The organism is Oceanisphaera psychrotolerans, assembly GCF_001870485.1.
Taxonomy (GTDB): domain Bacteria; phylum Pseudomonadota; class Gammaproteobacteria; order Enterobacterales; family Aeromonadaceae; genus Oceanimonas; species Oceanimonas psychrotolerans.
This window is the reverse complement of sequence record NZ_MDKE01000068.1, coordinates 40,763-55,581: the sequence shown is the minus strand read 5'-3', so window position 1 is coordinate 55,581 and position 14,819 is coordinate 40,763. Positions and strand designations below refer to the sequence as shown.

General features: G+C 62.0%; 15 protein-coding genes. 4 read left to right on the top strand and 11 right to left on the bottom strand.

Features of this window, described 5'->3' with window-relative positions:
* Nucleotides 1-24: 24 nt before the first annotated feature.
* From BFR47_RS15970 to BFR47_RS15960, 3 genes are all read right to left on the bottom strand, one after another.
* Entirely contained in the window at nt 25-3,123 is a 3,099-nt protein-coding gene (locus BFR47_RS15970) for an efflux RND transporter permease subunit (protein WP_071473984.1), read from the bottom strand.
* Nucleotide 3,124: 1 nt separating this feature from the next.
* On the bottom strand, nt 3,125-4,264 hold the full coding sequence (locus BFR47_RS15965; RefSeq protein ID WP_071474036.1) for an efflux RND transporter periplasmic adaptor subunit: 1,140 nt from the start codon (nt 4,262-4,264) through the stop codon (nt 3,125-3,127).
* Nucleotides 4,265-4,420: 156 nt separating this feature from the next.
* On the bottom strand, nt 4,421-4,882 hold the full coding sequence (locus BFR47_RS15960) for an Lrp/AsnC family transcriptional regulator (protein ID WP_071473983.1): 462 nt from the start codon (nt 4,880-4,882) through the stop codon (nt 4,421-4,423).
* 156 nt (nt 4,883-5,038) lie between these two features.
* Between BFR47_RS15960 and BFR47_RS15955 the strand changes: the two genes are divergently transcribed.
* Entirely contained in the window at nt 5,039-6,004 is a 966-nt protein-coding gene (locus tag BFR47_RS15955; protein WP_071473982.1) for a hypothetical protein, read from the top strand.
* Between the two features lie 128 nt (nt 6,005-6,132).
* On the opposite strand, the gene BFR47_RS15950 is transcribed toward BFR47_RS15955, so the two are convergent.
* Both BFR47_RS15950 and BFR47_RS15945 read right to left on the bottom strand, forming a co-directional pair.
* On the bottom strand, nt 6,133-6,324 hold the full coding sequence (locus tag BFR47_RS15950) for a hypothetical protein (RefSeq protein ID WP_071473981.1): 192 nt from the start codon (nt 6,322-6,324) through the stop codon (nt 6,133-6,135).
* Between the two features lie 208 nt (nt 6,325-6,532).
* Nucleotides 6,533-7,402 carry a LysR family transcriptional regulator gene (locus tag BFR47_RS15945; RefSeq protein ID WP_071473980.1) on the bottom strand — a complete coding sequence of 290 codons (870 nt, stop codon included), beginning with the start codon at nt 7,400-7,402 and terminating at the stop codon, nt 6,533-6,535.
* A gap of 160 nt (nt 7,403-7,562) precedes the next feature.
* On the opposite strand from BFR47_RS15945, the gene fghA reads away from it, so the two are divergent.
* From fghA to BFR47_RS15935, 3 genes are all read left to right on the top strand, one after another.
* Nucleotides 7,563-8,402 (top strand): S-formylglutathione hydrolase, encoded by an 840-nt coding sequence (gene fghA, locus BFR47_RS15940; protein WP_071473979.1) that lies wholly within the window; start codon nt 7,563-7,565, stop codon nt 8,400-8,402.
* A 471-nt stretch (nt 8,403-8,873) separates the two neighbouring features.
* On the top strand, nt 8,874-9,056 hold the full coding sequence (locus BFR47_RS18310) for a hypothetical protein (protein ID WP_217645586.1): 183 nt from the start codon (nt 8,874-8,876) through the stop codon (nt 9,054-9,056).
* The gene (locus BFR47_RS15935; protein WP_217645591.1) at nt 9,032-9,679 is read left to right on the top strand and encodes an alpha/beta fold hydrolase; all 648 of its coding nucleotides are present in this window, start codon (nt 9,032-9,034) and stop codon (nt 9,677-9,679) included. Before BFR47_RS18310 ends, BFR47_RS15935 begins: the two co-directional genes overlap by 25 nt.
* On the opposite strand, the gene BFR47_RS15930 is transcribed toward BFR47_RS15935, so the two are convergent.
* From BFR47_RS15930 to acsA, 6 genes are read right to left on the bottom strand one after another with little or no spacing between them, the layout of a single operon-like run.
* Entirely contained in the window at nt 9,621-9,878 is a 258-nt protein-coding gene (locus BFR47_RS15930; RefSeq protein WP_071473977.1) for an acyl carrier protein, read from the bottom strand. The two genes, BFR47_RS15935 and BFR47_RS15930, sit on opposite strands and share 59 nt — an antisense overlap.
* On the bottom strand, nt 9,875-10,585 hold the full coding sequence (locus BFR47_RS18305; protein WP_217645585.1) for a 2-oxo acid dehydrogenase subunit E2: 711 nt from the start codon (nt 10,583-10,585) through the stop codon (nt 9,875-9,877). Before BFR47_RS18305 ends, BFR47_RS15930 begins: the two co-directional genes overlap by 4 nt.
* A complete protein-coding gene (locus tag BFR47_RS18300) occupies nt 10,552-11,043 on the bottom strand; it encodes a biotin/lipoyl-containing protein (RefSeq protein ID WP_217645584.1) in 492 nt (163 codons plus the stop codon). The genes BFR47_RS18305 and BFR47_RS18300 overlap by 34 nt, the downstream gene beginning before the upstream one ends.
* The gene (locus BFR47_RS15920; protein WP_175514121.1) at nt 10,943-12,022 is read right to left on the bottom strand and encodes an alpha-ketoacid dehydrogenase subunit beta; all 1,080 of its coding nucleotides are present in this window, start codon (nt 12,020-12,022) and stop codon (nt 10,943-10,945) included. The genes BFR47_RS18300 and BFR47_RS15920 overlap by 101 nt, the downstream gene beginning before the upstream one ends.
* Nucleotides 12,019-13,017 carry a pyruvate dehydrogenase (acetyl-transferring) E1 component subunit alpha gene (gene pdhA / locus BFR47_RS15915; RefSeq protein WP_071473976.1) on the bottom strand — a complete coding sequence of 333 codons (999 nt, stop codon included), beginning with the start codon at nt 13,015-13,017 and terminating at the stop codon, nt 12,019-12,021. The genes BFR47_RS15920 and pdhA overlap by 4 nt, the downstream gene beginning before the upstream one ends.
* Complete coding sequence (acsA, locus tag BFR47_RS15910; protein WP_071473975.1) at nt 13,007-14,773, bottom strand: acetate--CoA ligase; 1,767 nt, start codon at nt 14,771-14,773, stop codon at nt 13,007-13,009. Before acsA ends, pdhA begins: the two co-directional genes overlap by 11 nt.
* Nucleotides 14,774-14,819 lie beyond the last annotated feature (46 nt).

Below are 14,819 nucleotides of genomic sequence, written 5' to 3'. Positions count from 1 at the left end.
CTGCCCATGCCTGATTTTTCCAGCTTATGCCTTATGGCCGTGCTGCCGGGCGATCAGCATATAGAGCGAGGGCACCACGAACAGGGTGAACAGGGTGCCGATGGCCATGCCGCCCACCAGCACCAGGCCGATGGAGTTACGCGCCGCCGCCCCCGGCCCCTCCACCAGCGTCAGCGGAAAATGCCCCGCCACCGTGGCGACCGAGGTCATCAGCACGGGGCGAAAACGGGTCATGGCCGCCTCTTCAATCGCCGCCAGCTTGTCATGCCCCTGTTGCTGCAGCTTGTTGGCAAACTCGACGATCAGGATGCCGTTTTTGGCGATGAGTCCTACCAGCGTCACCAGCCCCACCTGAGCGTAGATATTGAGGGTGGTGGTCCAGCCGTCGGTCCAGTATGGCAAGTCCGGATTGGGCATCTTCAGCACGGTGAAAATCAGCGCCCCGAACATGGCCAGCGGCACCGAGCCCAGCAAAATCACCAAGGGGTCGCGAAAGGAATTGAACTGTACCGCCAGCACCAGAAAAATCATCAGTATCGCCAGCCCCAGCGCCGGCAGAAACTTGCCCCCTTCGGTACGCAGCTGGCGCGACTCGCCGGTGTAGTTGATGGTGTAATCCGCCGGCAGCATCTCGCGGGCGGCATCTTCCAGCACCCTGAGCCCTTCGTCCAGTCGGGCCGTCATGCCCGACAGCTTGACCGCATTGAGCTGCTGAAACCGGTTGAGGGAGCGCGGCACCGTGCTGTCGCGCAGGCTGGCGATGGCCCCGAGCGGGAGCAGTTGCCCACCCGGCCCGCGGATATAGAGGTCGGTCAGCTGATCCGGGTTGAGCCGCTCGCCCCGCTCCAGCTGGGGGATCACCTTGTAGGCCCGCCCCTCTATGTTGAAACGATTGACATAGTTGCCCCCCAGCGCCGCTCCCAGATCGGCCCCCACCTGTCGGTGGGTCAGCCCGAGCGCCGCGACCTTCTGGTAGTCGAGCACAATTTCCGACTGCGGTTGATCAATCTTCAGATCGATCACCGGCGGAAAATAGAACAGGCCGCTGGCCATTGCCCTTTGTTGCAGCTGCTCGGCATACGCCAGCATCTGGGCCGGCTCATCGGTGGAGGCGATGATGAATTCCACCGGGAAATTGCTGCCCCCGGGCAGCGCCGCCGGCTGGCTGGCGAACACCTGCAGGCCGGGAATGGCGGACAGCCCGGCCTGCATCTCGGGCACGATCTCCCGAATCGAGCGACTGCGCTGATCCCAGGGCTTGACCACCATACCGCTGAAACCGCCGATGCCCAGGGCCGCCGCGAACGGATCCGATGGCGACAGCAGGATCTGGAAAGTCAGCTCCCGCTCCGGCGCATTCAGAAACACCTGTTCCGCCGCCCGCCCGAAATGTATTTTCTGATCCGCCGAGGCATTGGCCGCATTGTTGATGATGCCGAACATGAACCCCTGATCCTCGAGCGGCGCCAGTTCCTTGGGCGAAAAGACATACATGGGCCCCACCAGCAGGGTCAGCACGGCCCAGAAGGCATAGACCGCCGGCCGGATCCGGAGGATACGTGCCAGCCAGCGGCCATAGGCCAGACGGAAGCGGTCGAAGCGGTGGTTGACCCAGCCGGTAAAGCCGCGCTCTTCCCGCTCGGCGCTGCGCAACAGGGTGGCACTCATCATGGGCGACAGGGTCAGCGCCACGATGCCGGAAATGGTCACGGCCCCGGCCAGGGTAAGGGCAAACTCGCGAAACAGCGAGCCGGTCAGGCCTCCTTGCAGGCCGATGGGGGTATAGACGGCGGCCAGGGTGACGGTCATGGCGATCACCGGGCCGATCAGCTCCCGGGCGCCAACCAGTGCCGCCTCCACCGGCGTGCGCCCCTCCCTCAGGTGACGCTCGACGTTTTCCACCACCACGATGGCATCGTCCACCACCAACCCCACCGACAGCACGATGGCCAGCAGAGTCAACAGGTTGAGGGTAAAGCCGAATACCTGCATCAGGAAAATGGCGCCGACCAGCGACACCGGAATCGCCACCACCGGTACCAGCACCGAACGCCAGGAGCCGAGAAACAGGAAGATAACGACGATAACGATAAGCAGGGTGTCAATCAGGGTGCCCACCACCTCATGGATGGCATTGTCGATATATTCGGAGGCATCGTAGCCCAGTTTCGCCGCAAGCCCCGGGGGCAAGTCCCGGCTCAGGGCGTCCAGATCCGTGCGCACCCCCCGAATCACCTCGATGACATTGGTGTTGGGCAGCGGAAAAATGCCCATGAACACCGCCGTCTGGCCGTTGAAGCTGACCTCGGTGTCATAGTCTTCGGCACCCAGCTCCACCTCGGCCACCTCCTGCAGCCGTACCAGAGTATCGCCCAGCTGGTACACCACCAGCTGGCGGAACTGCTCGGCGGTATGCAGATCGGTGTTGGCGGTCAGGTAGACCTGTACCTGACCGCCCTTGGTGTTGCCCACCGCCGACAGAAAATTGTTGGCGGCCAGTGCCTCGCTCACCTGGGCCGGGCTGATGTTGAGCGCCGCCATCCGCTCCGGCTTGAGCCAGACCCGCATGGCAAAGGTGCGGGCCCCGAAGATGTCGGCCCGCTGCACCCCGGCCAGGGCCGCCAGCCGCGGCTGCACCACCCGCACCAGATAATCGGTGATCTCGCTCTGGGACAGGCGCTCGGAGGAGAAACTCAGGTAGGCGGCGGCAAATTCCGAGTCCGCCGACTGCACGCTGATCGCCGGCACCTCCGCCTCTGCCGGCAGCGCGTTACGCACCTGATTGACCTTGGCGGTAATGTCCGCCAGCGCCCGGGTCGGCTCGTAGTTGAGTTTGAGCCGTGCCGTCACCAGCGACAGGCCGAGCAGACTCTTGGACTCCACATAATCGATGCCGTCGGCAGAGGCGATGGCGCCTTCTATGGCGGTGGTGACAAAGCCGCGTACCACCTCGGCACTGGCGCCGATATAGGGGGTGGCCACGATAACGGAGGCGTTCTCGCTCTGGGGGTACTGGCGCACGCTGAGCGACCACCAGGCCTGCAGACCGGCGATGACGATCACGATGCTGACCACCAGCGCCAGCACCGGGCGACGGACGAAGATGTCGGTGAAGGCCCCCATATCAGCTGTTTCCGGGTTGAGGGTCGAGTTTGAATGCCGGTGCCAGACGATTGTCTATCACCACCTTCATGCCCGGAAACAACTTGAACACCCCGGTCGACACCAGTTGCTCGCCCACCGCCACCCCGTCGGTCACCACCACGAAGTCGCCACGCCGGGCGCCGAGGTGCACCGGGCGCAACTGAATCACCAGTGACGCATCGCCATCGGCCTCTTTATCTCCCTCTTCCAGCACGAAGACCGCATCGCCATCGGGGCCGTGCACCACCGCCGTCAGTGGCACCAGCAAGACGGACTCCATACGCGCCAGCTGCATCTCCACCGCCACAAACATGCCGGGACGCAAGCGGCCATCCGGGTTGGCCAGGGTCGCCTGAACGCGCGCGCTGCGGGTCACCGTATCTATCTCGGGGTTGAAGGCGGAGACCCTGCCCGTAAACGTCTGCCCGGGATAGGTGTCGGTGGTGATCGTCACCGCCAGCCCGGCGCTCAGTTCGGCCAGCCGCTGCTGAGGCAGGGAAAACTCTACATACACCGGATCGAGCGACTGCAGCGACACCACGGCACTGCCCTTGTCGAGAAACTGCCCCTGGCTTATCTGGCGGATACCGAGTCGGCCGGCAAAGGGGGCGCGTAGGGTTTTCCTGTTGATCAGGGCTCGAAAAGAATCGACCCGGGCGTTGGCCTGTTTCAGATTGGCGGCCACCTGATCCCGTTCACTCTGGGAGATACTCTGGCTTTTTAGCAGCTGTTGCGCCCGCCGGAAGGAAAGCTGCGCCAGGGCGGCGACGGACTGAGCCTCACGCAGCTGGGATTGTTCCAGTTCGTCGTCGAGCCGCAGCAGCACCTCTCCGGGCTCGACCCTGGCACCCGCCTCGAAGGAAATATCACGCACTATGCCTTCGGCCTCGAGACGCAACAGGGCTCCCTGCACCGCCACCACCGAGCCCACCGCCTTCACACTCGGCTGCCAGCGCTGCTCGCGCACCGCGATCGCGTTGACCGGCTCCGGTGGCAGCTGCTGCTGTTCGCCGGCGGTAGCCATGGCGTCGAACTGGGTCAGCTTGATCAATACCAGGCCGGCAACAACCGGCAGAACCATGATGATGCCGATGCCGGCCCACAGGATTTTCTTCAGCATCTGCCCCTCTGCCATCTCTGGTCATTACCGGCCCGCGGTTACATTGACGAGCCCCCGGTCGTGATGCGCCTCACAGGTAGTGCCAAACAGAAGTGCCAAGACCCGCTGAACGTCCACGGCCCGGAGCGCGCTTACTGAAGTTTAGTCGACACCGGGTCAGCCTATGGTGATGGCCGTATCGAACTTGTCCCGCCTCATGGAAAGCAGGGTGCGGAATTTTTTCATGTTGTCATCGGCGTACAGCACCCGATCGCAGAACGCCCTGTAGGACGGCATATCCGGCACAATGACGATAAGCACAAAATCCACTTCGCCGGTGACCCGGTAACATTGCTTCACTTCCGGTGCCGCCAATGCACTGTTAAGAAAGCGCTGATACAGCGCCTTGTGATCTCGCTCCATCACCACTTCCACCACCATATGCAGGCAGGGACCAAACTTCTCCGGCACCTGCAGGGCCACCCGCTTGCCGATATAGCCCGCCTCGGTCAGCCGTTTCACCCGCTTCAGGCAAGCCGGCGGGGACAAGCCTACTTTCTCCGCCAGTTGCAGATTGGTGAGGCTGCAGTCATGCTGCAGCCGATCGAGAATGGCACTGTCGATGCGATCCAGATTCATGGTCATCCTGTTAATTTAATTTCTTTTGAGGTTAAAAAAACAAATTATAGAAAAAGTATATTCACATTAAAGAGAAATTATTTTCTCATTTTCGCCCAGAATAACCGCCATACACCCATACCAGGCGGGCAAGTACTCCCCCGTAATCAGGAAAACATGATGCCTCTGCTCAAACGACTCACCGGCGAACTGACCACTCTCTTGAAAGACACCACCGGTGTCTATCTGACCCTGCTCAAGGTCATGCTGCCGGCCCTGCTGCTGGTAAAAACCCTGGATATGCTGGGCGGCACCCAGTGGCTGGCCTGGTTGCTGTCCCCCCTGATGCAGCTGATGGGGCTGCCCGACAGCCTGGGGCTGGTCTGGGCCACCGTGCTGCTGACCAATATTTACACGGCCATGCTGGTGTTCTTCGAGGTGGCAGGTCAGGAGCCTCTGACCGCGGCTCAACTCACCATATTGGGTACTCTGATGCTGCTGGCACATTCTCTGCCGGTGGAAGGAGCCGTCGCCAAACGCGCCGGTGTCTCGTGGCGGGCAACCCTGGCTATCCGGATCGGAGGCGCCCTGACGCTGGGCATGATACTGAACGGTATTTATTCACTGACCGGCTGGTTGCAGACTCCAGGCCAGGTGCTCTGGCAGCCACAGGATACGCCCGACGCCGGCCTGCTGGCCTGGACAGGAGATCAGCTGATCACCCTGCTGGGCATTTTTCCCGTCATACTGGCGCTGCTCGGCCTGTTACGGCTGCTGCGCCTGCTGGGCATCGAAAACGCCATCCATGCCCTGCTGTTTCCGGTACTCCGGCTGCTGGGTATAGGGCGAGAAGCCGCCAATATCACCATCATCGGCGTGACCCTGGGCCTGAGCTACGGCGCCGGCCTGTTGATCAGAGAGGCAAATTCGGGCCGGCTCAGCCGCCGGGACATCTTCCTGACCCTGAGCTTCCTCGGCCTGTGCCACAGCATCATCGAAGATACCCTGTTGATCCTGCTGCTGGGGGCTGATCTATCGGGCATTCTCTGGGCCCGGTTGATCTTCTCGATCGTGGTGATCGCGATACTGGCGCGGTTGCCCTCTGTTTTACCGCGTCCGGCCAGGCCGGTGACGGAAGACTAAGGAGCTCATCTGTTCGCTTACCGGGCATCGGGTTTGTTGCAAGTACGGGTGCACCGGGGAGTAAATACAAAAACGGGCCGGGATGCTTTCGCACCCCAGCCCGACTCACACCGCCTGTCTGTTCTGCCTTAATTTCCGCAATAACCAGGCAGTTTTTTACCGCGTTTTTTCATCAGCATACAATGTCGATGATCTACCCCATCACCCATCGACAAGGTCTGGGTAATGATGCCCGTGTTAGCCGACACCGTCGCTGCCTGGGCCGGTAACATCGCGACGGTAAACACCGCCGCCAGCATAAGTGAAGTAATGGCTTTCATGATGCGTTCCTCTAATCTAAGTGAGCAGCCTTGTGGCATTATCGTTGCCTGCAAGGTCCGGTTCAGCAGGGCAAATGCCCTTCCGTCATGGCAACAATGCCTAACTACGATGTCTGACGGTTACTCACTAAGTCGCGGCAAGGCGGGCGATTATTACAACAAAAGACCGTTTTTTTATATAGATTATCTGCCGGCGGGCGGAGAGTTGTCAGCTCAGCGCCTCGCTCAGATAGTCCAGCAGCATCCGTACCTTGGGCGACAGATGGCGGTTGTGCGGATAAATGGCCCAGATGCCGTCGTCCGGCTCCTGATAATGTTCCAGCAGGGAGATCAGCTCGCCCGAGGCCAGCGCCGGCTGCACATAATAATCCGGCAACTGCACGATACCGATGCCCTTGAGGGCCGCATCCAGCAGTGCCCAGCCGCTGTCGCAGCGGATATTGCCTTTTACCCGGACATTACGCGGCTTGCCCTGCTCCTGAAAACGCCAGTAATCCAAATTGCCCTGCAGGCAATTATGCTGATCCAGTTCCGACAAGGTGTGGGGCACCCCATAGATAGCAAGGTATTGCGGCGAGGCGCACACATACGGGGTGCGGGAAGACAGCCTCCTGGCCATCATGCTGGAGTCTTCCAGCTTGCCCAGCCGCACCGCCAGATCGTAACCCTCGGCCACCAGATCCAGCTTCTGGTTGGTCAGTTTCATCTGCACCTCCAGCTCCGGATAGCGCAGCACGAAGTCGTTGACCAGTGGAGCGATGGTCTTTTCGCCATAGGTCACCGGTGCCGTCAGCCGCAGCTTTCCCCTGGGTGCCAGCTGCAGGTTGGTGATGGTGCGCTCGGCCTCTTCCAGTCCGTCGAGCACCTGCCGGCAATGCTGGTAGTAAATCTGGCCGGCTTCGGTCACCGACACCTTGCGGGTAGTACGATAAAACAACTTGGTCGACAGCCTGGCTTCCAGGGCGCTGACCTGACGGCTGACCTGGGCGGTAGATATGCCCAGTCTTTTGGCTGCCACGGTAAAGCTTTCCACCTCGGCCACCGCCACAAACTCACTCACCCCTTCCCAGATAAACATGCCTACACCCTTGCGCCTGGCGCCAAATACATCGATGACACCGATTATATTGTTACTTTATGGTAAAAGTAATTTTAAATATCCGACCATTATCTCCAGATGGTATGAGAATATAATATCGCCATCGACACCACGGCGCCCCGCCTTCTGAGAGACACGGATGAGCATTGAAAACCTGAGCTGTAACAAAAGCTTCGGTGGCTGGCACAAGCAGTACAGTCATAACTCGAACACGCTGAATTGCACCATGCGTTTTGCCATTTACCTGCCGCCCCAGGTTTCAAAGGGTGACAAGGTGCCGGCGCTGTACTGGCTGTCCGGGTTGACCTGCACCGATGAAAATTTCATGCAGAAAGCCGGCGCCCAGCGCATGGCCGCCGAGCTGGGCATGGCCATTATCGCGCCGGATACCAGCCCTCGCGGCGATGAGGTGGCCGACGATGACGGCTACGATCTGGGCCTGGGTGCGGGCTTCTATGTCAATGCCACCCAGCCGCCATGGAACCGTCACTACCAGATGTACGACTATGTGCTGAACGAACTGCCGGCGCTTGTCGAGTCCATGTTCCCGGTCAACGACCGGCGTGCCATTGCCGGTCATTCCATGGGTGGTCACGGCGCTCTGGTGCTGGCCCTTCGCAATCCGGAACGCTATCGCTCGGTCTCGGCCTTCAGCCCGATCGGCAACCCGGTCAATTGCCCCTGGGGCAGGAAGGCCTTTACCGCCTATCTGGGCAAGGACACCACCGTCTGGGCCGATTATGATGCCAGCCTGCTGATGCGCCAGGCCAGCCGCTTTGTGCCGGCATTGGTGGATCAGGGGGAGGCCGACGCTTTTCTCACCGAGCAGCTCAAGCCGGAGACGCTGGAGGACGCCGCCAGCCACAGTGGTTATCCGCTGGAACTGAACCGGCGAGAAGGCTTTGATCACGGCTATTACTTCATCGCCAGCTTCATCGAGCAGCATCTGCGCTTTCATGCCGGGCACCTTGCCTGCTAACGGTTCAACGAATCTCGTCATACTCGCTATAACGGCACGTCCCCGTAATAACTCCGCCACCTCCACGATAACCCAGTCTCCCCCGCGAAGGCGGGGGTCCTGTGCTTTTCAGTGCCGCTAGCCGGTATGGTATCTGGTCACGCTGGATTCCTGCCTTCGCAGGAATGACGACAATAGACGCGGTGCAGACAATGGGCCTGCTTTGTCATCTTCCCACGCCCGTGATCTGCTTCCTCCACAATACACCTCGTCATCACCGCAATAACTCCACCACATCCGCGATAACCCAGTCTCCCCCCGCGAAGGCGGGGGTCCTGTGCTTTCGGTGCCGCTCGCCGGAATGGTATCTGGTCACGCTGGATTCCTGCCTTCGCAGGAATGACGGCAATAGATACGGGACTGGCGACGGTCCAGTTTTGTCACAATGACTATGTTTTATCTGTGAGAAGCCGTTACCGGTCTGGAGCGAGAATGAGCACTAATTGGCTGCTACTAAGGGGCCTGATGCGCGAGCAACGTCATTGGGAAGGATTTCCCCTGCACCTGCAACGCTGCTTTCCCGATGCGCGGGTGATACTGGCGGACCTGCCCGGTTTCGGTCGTGAGCATCATCGGCAGAGCCTAGTCGCATTGCGGATATCACCGACGGGGTAAGGGACCGTTGGCAGGCAGAGCGTGACAAGGGGCCGCTACGGCTGCTGGCCTTGTCTCTGGGCGGCATGATCGCGGTGGACTGGGCCAGCCGCTACCCGGCCGAGCTGGACGTGGTCGTGCTGATCAACAGCAGCCTGGCCGGCCTCAGCCCCTGCTATCACCGGCTGAGACCGCAGGTATACTGGCCGCTGTTGAGATGGTGCCTGTGGCAGCGGGATCCCTTGCTGCAGGAAGCCGCCATACTGCAACTGACCAGCCGATGCTTTGCCGATGACGCCGATCTCCTGACCCGCTGGACCGCCCATGCCCGGGAGTTGCCCCCCTCTCGCCGCAATACCTTGCGCCAGTTGCTTGCCGCCCTCTGCTATCGTCCGCCACCCGCCCGACCCGCGGTACCCATGCTGGTACTGAACAGCCTGGGCGATGAGCTGGTCAATCCTCGCTGCAGCCTGGCCATTGCCGAGCACTGGCAACTCCCCCTGCGTCGTCATCCGGATGCCGGCCACGACCTGACCCTGGACGCCCCGGACTGGGTCTGCGAGCAGATACGGACCTGGCTGGCGTTCAGGTGTCGGCCGCCAGCCGACGGCTCAAGTAATCCACCATCTTCGATAAATGGGTAATGCTAGCAAAGTCGGCCTCGGGGATGTGCACGTCCAGCGCCCGGCTCAGCGCCTCGATCAACCGCAAAAAGTCCATCGAGTCCAGATCCAGCTCGTCGCGCATGTCTTCGTCCGGGTTCAGCTGCTCGGTGTCCGCATCCGGTGCTATCTCCCGGATCTGGCGACAGATCAGCTCGGCCAGCGCTTGTTTGTCTTTCATTCCAGTGCCTCCGGCTGTTGCAACAGCTTGTCTATCCGGTTGAGCAGGCGGGCGCCGTCATGGCCGTCACTCACCCTGTGGTCGGCGGCCAGGCTGAAGCTGGCCAGGGTCATGGGCACTATCTTCTGCTCCTGCACCCAGGGGGCGCTGCGCACCCGCCCTATGCCCAGCAGGGTGACCTGCGGCGGAAAGATCACCCCCTGAATACGATCCGAGCCCCGCTCGCCAAGATTCGATACCGTCACGGTCGCGTCCTGAATTTCCGAGCTCCTCAGCCCCCCTTCCCGGGCCCGAGTCACCTGATCCCGCAAGCTGGCCATCATGGCTGTCGCCCCCAATAGAGGCGCGTCATGAATGGCCGCCACCACCATGCCTCCCTGGCGCAGGCTGATGACATTGCCCAGGTGCACCCGGGGTTCACTCAGATAGCCGCCTTCCCGGTAAAAGCCGTTGAACTGGGGGAATTCGGCCAGCGCCCTGGCCAGGGCGCAATAAACAAGGGCATTGACCAGCACCAGCTGTTCGGCAGGCTTGCCCTGATTGAAGGCCGAGCACCAGTCCTGAGCCCGCGCCAGAGGAATATCCCGCTCCAGATAATAATGGGGGATCTCCCGCTTGGAACGCGTCACCACCTCGGCGATGGCCTGACGCATCCGTAGCCCCGGGTCGTCCACTACCGGCGCCAGGGATTCGATATCCGCCAGCACCAGGCGCCCTCCGGGCCGCTGCCGGGCCCAAGGGTATGCCAGTCGAGCCCCAGTTGCCCGGCCCGTTGTCGGGCCGCCGGCGAGATCCGCACCATAGCACCGGCAGCCGGCTTCGGCTGAGCGGGAGCAGGCGTTGCCTTGGTGGCGTCGGGCTCAACGGCTTGTTCGGGGCCTTGCTCCGCCAGACTTTGCTCCACTACTTCGGCCGTTTCGGCTTCACCGGCCAGTTGCAACCGGGCGATGGGTTCGCCCACCTGGCGCTGCTGCCCTTCTTCCGCCAGCAAGGCCTCCACCACCCCTTCGTCGAATACCTCCAGGTCGATCAGGCCCTTCATGGTCTCGATAGTGGCGATCACGTCACCTCGGTGCACCGTATCGCCGGGCTTGACCCGCCACTCGGCCACCATGCCCTTGGCCATATCGGAGCCGAACGACGGCATCTTGATGATTTTTGTCATTTTCCCACCACCCTGATTGCGGCCGTACGATGCCCTCGACCTGAGGCGTCGCCGCCAGCTCCAGATGCCGGGGATAGGGAATCGGTACCTCGGCGCTGCACAGCCGTTGCGGCGGCGCATCCAGTGACCAGAAGCAATGTTCCGCCACCAGGGCGCAAATTTCACCGGCCAGACTGCCGGTGCGCCAGCCCTCATCCACCACCAGCAGGCGCCGGGTCTTGTTGACCGATGCAAACAGGGTCTCGATATCCAGAGGCCGCAGGCAACGCAGGTCCACCACCTCGGCACCGATGCCCTGGCTCTGCAGCAATTCGGCAGCTTCCAGAACCTTGGGCAGGGAGCCGCCGTAGCTTACCAGGCTAAGATCGGCTCCTTCCCGGCGCACCACGGCCTGGTGCATGTCGGGGCACTGATCCTTTGTCGGTACCGGCCCCGTGTTGTTGTAGAGCAGCACATGCTCGAACAACAACACGGGATCGGGATCCGCCAGCGCCATGGCCAGCATGTAACGGGCGTCGGCAAGGGTGGCCGGGGCCAGCACCTTGAGGCCCGGCACATGGGCATACCAGTTTTCCAGGCTATGAGAGTGCTGCGCCGCCAGCTGCCGACCGGCACCGCAGGCCATGCGGATCACCAGCGGCACCCCCAACTGCCCCCCGGACATATGCCGCAGGGTGGCCGCATTATTGACGATTTGATCCAGCGCCAGCAGGCTGAAGTTGACCGTCATCACCTCCACGATGGGCCGCATGCCCCCCAGGGCCGCACCGATGCCGGCACCGACGAAGCCGGACTCGGACAAGGGGGTGTCCCGCACCCGCTGCTCGCCGAATTCCTGCAGCAACCCCTTGGTCACCGCGTAACAGCCGCCGTAATGACCCACGTCCTCACCCATCACGAATACCCGCGGGTCTTCATGGATGGCGTCCCGGATGGCTTCGCGCATCGCTTCACGGTAACTGATGGTCGGCTCGTTCATGCTTGCGACTCCTGATAAACGCTGCGGCACAGATCCGACTTGGGCTCGAATTCGGACTGCTCGGCGAAGGCGACGGCGGCATTGATCTCCAGCCTGACCGCCTGCTCCAGCTGCTGCCAGCGGGCCTCGTCCAGACTGCCACTCTGTTCCAGCCGGTGCCTGAGCTGCACGATGGGCCCCTTTTTCTGCCACTGCTCGACCTCGTCCGGGGTGCGGTACAGCTGGGTATCGAACATGGAATGGCCGCGAAAACGGTAGGTCAGGCATTCCAGAAAGCGAGGGCCACCGCCGGCCCGGATGGCCTCGCAATCTGCCCGGGCCGCCGCCTCCACCTCTGTTACCTGCATGCCGTCCACCGCCCGGGCGGCCAAACCATAGCTTTCGGCCTTCTTGAAGATACGCGGTTCCGACTCGGAAAGGGCCAGCGCCGTGCCCATGGCGTAGCGGTTGTTTTCACACACGAACAGCACCGGCAACTGCCACAGTTGCGCCAGGTTCAGGCTTTCGTGAAATTCCCCTTCCGCCACCGCCCCTTCACCGAAGAAGCAACAAGTAACCCGGTTTCGCCCCTGCAACTGATCCGCCAGCGCCAGCCCCACCGCCATGGGCAGGGCGCCGGCGACGATGGCATTACCACCGTAGAAGCGTTTGGCCTGGTCGAAGATATGCATGGAACCGCCCCGCCCCCGGCTGCTGCCAGTCACCTTGCCGTACATCTCCGCCATCACCGCCTTCATGTCCAGGCCCCGGGCCAGGGCATGACCATGCTCGCGATAGGTGGCGATCACCGCATCCTCCGCCGTCAGCGCCTGCATCACTCCCACCGCCACCGCCTCTTCACCGATATAAAGATGCAGAAAGCCGCGGATCTTCTCTTCCATATAGAGCTCGGCACAGCGTTCCTCGAAGCGACGGATACGCAGCATTTCCTGCAGCAGCAACAGCAGGTGACGGGTATCCGGCTCGGCGCCGGCGGGCTCTGGTTTACTTTTCATGGAGATCGCCCTCGTCACTTTCCAGGGTGGAGATATCGCCCGGCGGCAGCCCCAGCTCCCGGGCCCTGAGCAGGCGGCGCATGATTTTGCCGCTGCGGGTCTTGGGCAGGTTGTCCTTGATGGTGATTTCCCTCGGTGCCACCGCCGGTCCCAGGCGCTTTCTGGCGTGGGCCAGAAGGCTCTTGAGCAGCTCATCATCGGGTTCATAACCGGGTTTGAGCGCCACAAAGGCCTTGACCACCTCGCCGGCGACCTCGTCAGGAATACCAATCACCCCGGCTTCCGCCACCGCCGGGTGCTCCAGCAACACGCTTTCTACCTCAAAGGGACCGATAAGGTGACCGGCGGACTTGATCAGCTCCTTGCTGCGGCCCACAAACCAGTAGTAACCGTCTTGATCCCGGTAGGCCAGATCGCCGCTCAGATACCAGTTGCCTTTGAAACAGTTCCGGTAACGCGCTTCTTCATGCAGGTAGCCCCGGAACATGGACGGCCAGCCCAATCGCAGGGCCAGCTCGCCCACCTGGCCCGGCGTGGTCAGCTCGGTCAGTTGCCCCTGCTCATCGACCTGCACTATGCCCGCCCTGATGCCCGGCAAGGGCTGGCCCATGGAGCCGGGCTTGACCGGCTCGGCGGCAAAGTTGGCCAGCATGATGCCGCCGGTCTCGGTCTGCCACCAGTTGTCGTGAAAGGGCATGCCGAACACCCGCTGCCCCCACACCACCGCCTCGGGATTGAGAGGCTCGCCAACGCTGGCCATAAAGCGCAAGGCGCCGAGATCAAACCGGGCCACCAGCTCATCCCCGACTTTCATCAGCATGCGAATCGCCGTCGGCGCCGTATACCAGACGTTGACCCGCTCGTCGGCCAGAATGCGGTACCAGCGCTCGGGGTCAAACTCCGCCTCGTCCACCACCAGGGTGACCCGATTGCACAGCGGGGCAATCACTCCGTAACTGGTGCCGGTGACCCAGCCCGGATCGGCGGTACACCAGTAGACATCGCCGGGGTGCAGATCCAGCGCACACCAGGCGGAATAGCCGTGATGGATCACCGCTTCGTGCACATGCAGGGCGCCCTTGGGCGGGCCTGTGGTGCCGCTGGTAAAGTGCAGCAGGGCGGGATCTTCGGCCTGGGTCGGGCAGTTCGTGAATATCTCGCTGGCCTCACTCAGGGCGAGGTCCAGATCCAGGCAGCCGGCGGGGCAGTCTCCCTGACAGTCGTAGAGCAACACCTGCCTGAGGTGAGGCAATTCGCTGCGCCAGGGTGCCACCTTCTTGTGGTATAAACGGGCGCTGCTGACCAGCACCCGGGCGTCGCCGATTTCCATGCGCGAACGGATCGGCTCGGGGCCGAATGCGGAAAACAGCGGGCAAAACACGTTGCCGGCCTTCAGGCTGCCCAGCAGGGCGGCATAAAGCGGCGGTGTGCGCCCGCACAGACTGAACACGGCGTCTCCCCTGGCCACTCCCAGATCGGTCAGCAGATTGGCAAATCGATTACTGAGCCCCTGCAGCTGGCCGTAGCTGTAAACGCGCCGCTCCCCCTGCTTGCCCAGCCAGACCAGCGCCGGCTGCGCGCCCTGCTCTTCCTGCACATGGCGGTCTACCGCCTCGAAGGCGATATTGATGCCGCCGCCCTGATCCTTGATCCTGGCCTGCTGCCAGTCAAAGTCCCGGTACGCCTGTCGATAATCCGTCAGGTTAGGCGGAGGACGGAAGCGGTCGAGTGTCTTGGGGATGGTGTCAAAGTCCATTCGAGCCCCTTGTTTGCTGATGGCTTGCTGATTGCTTGCTGATGGC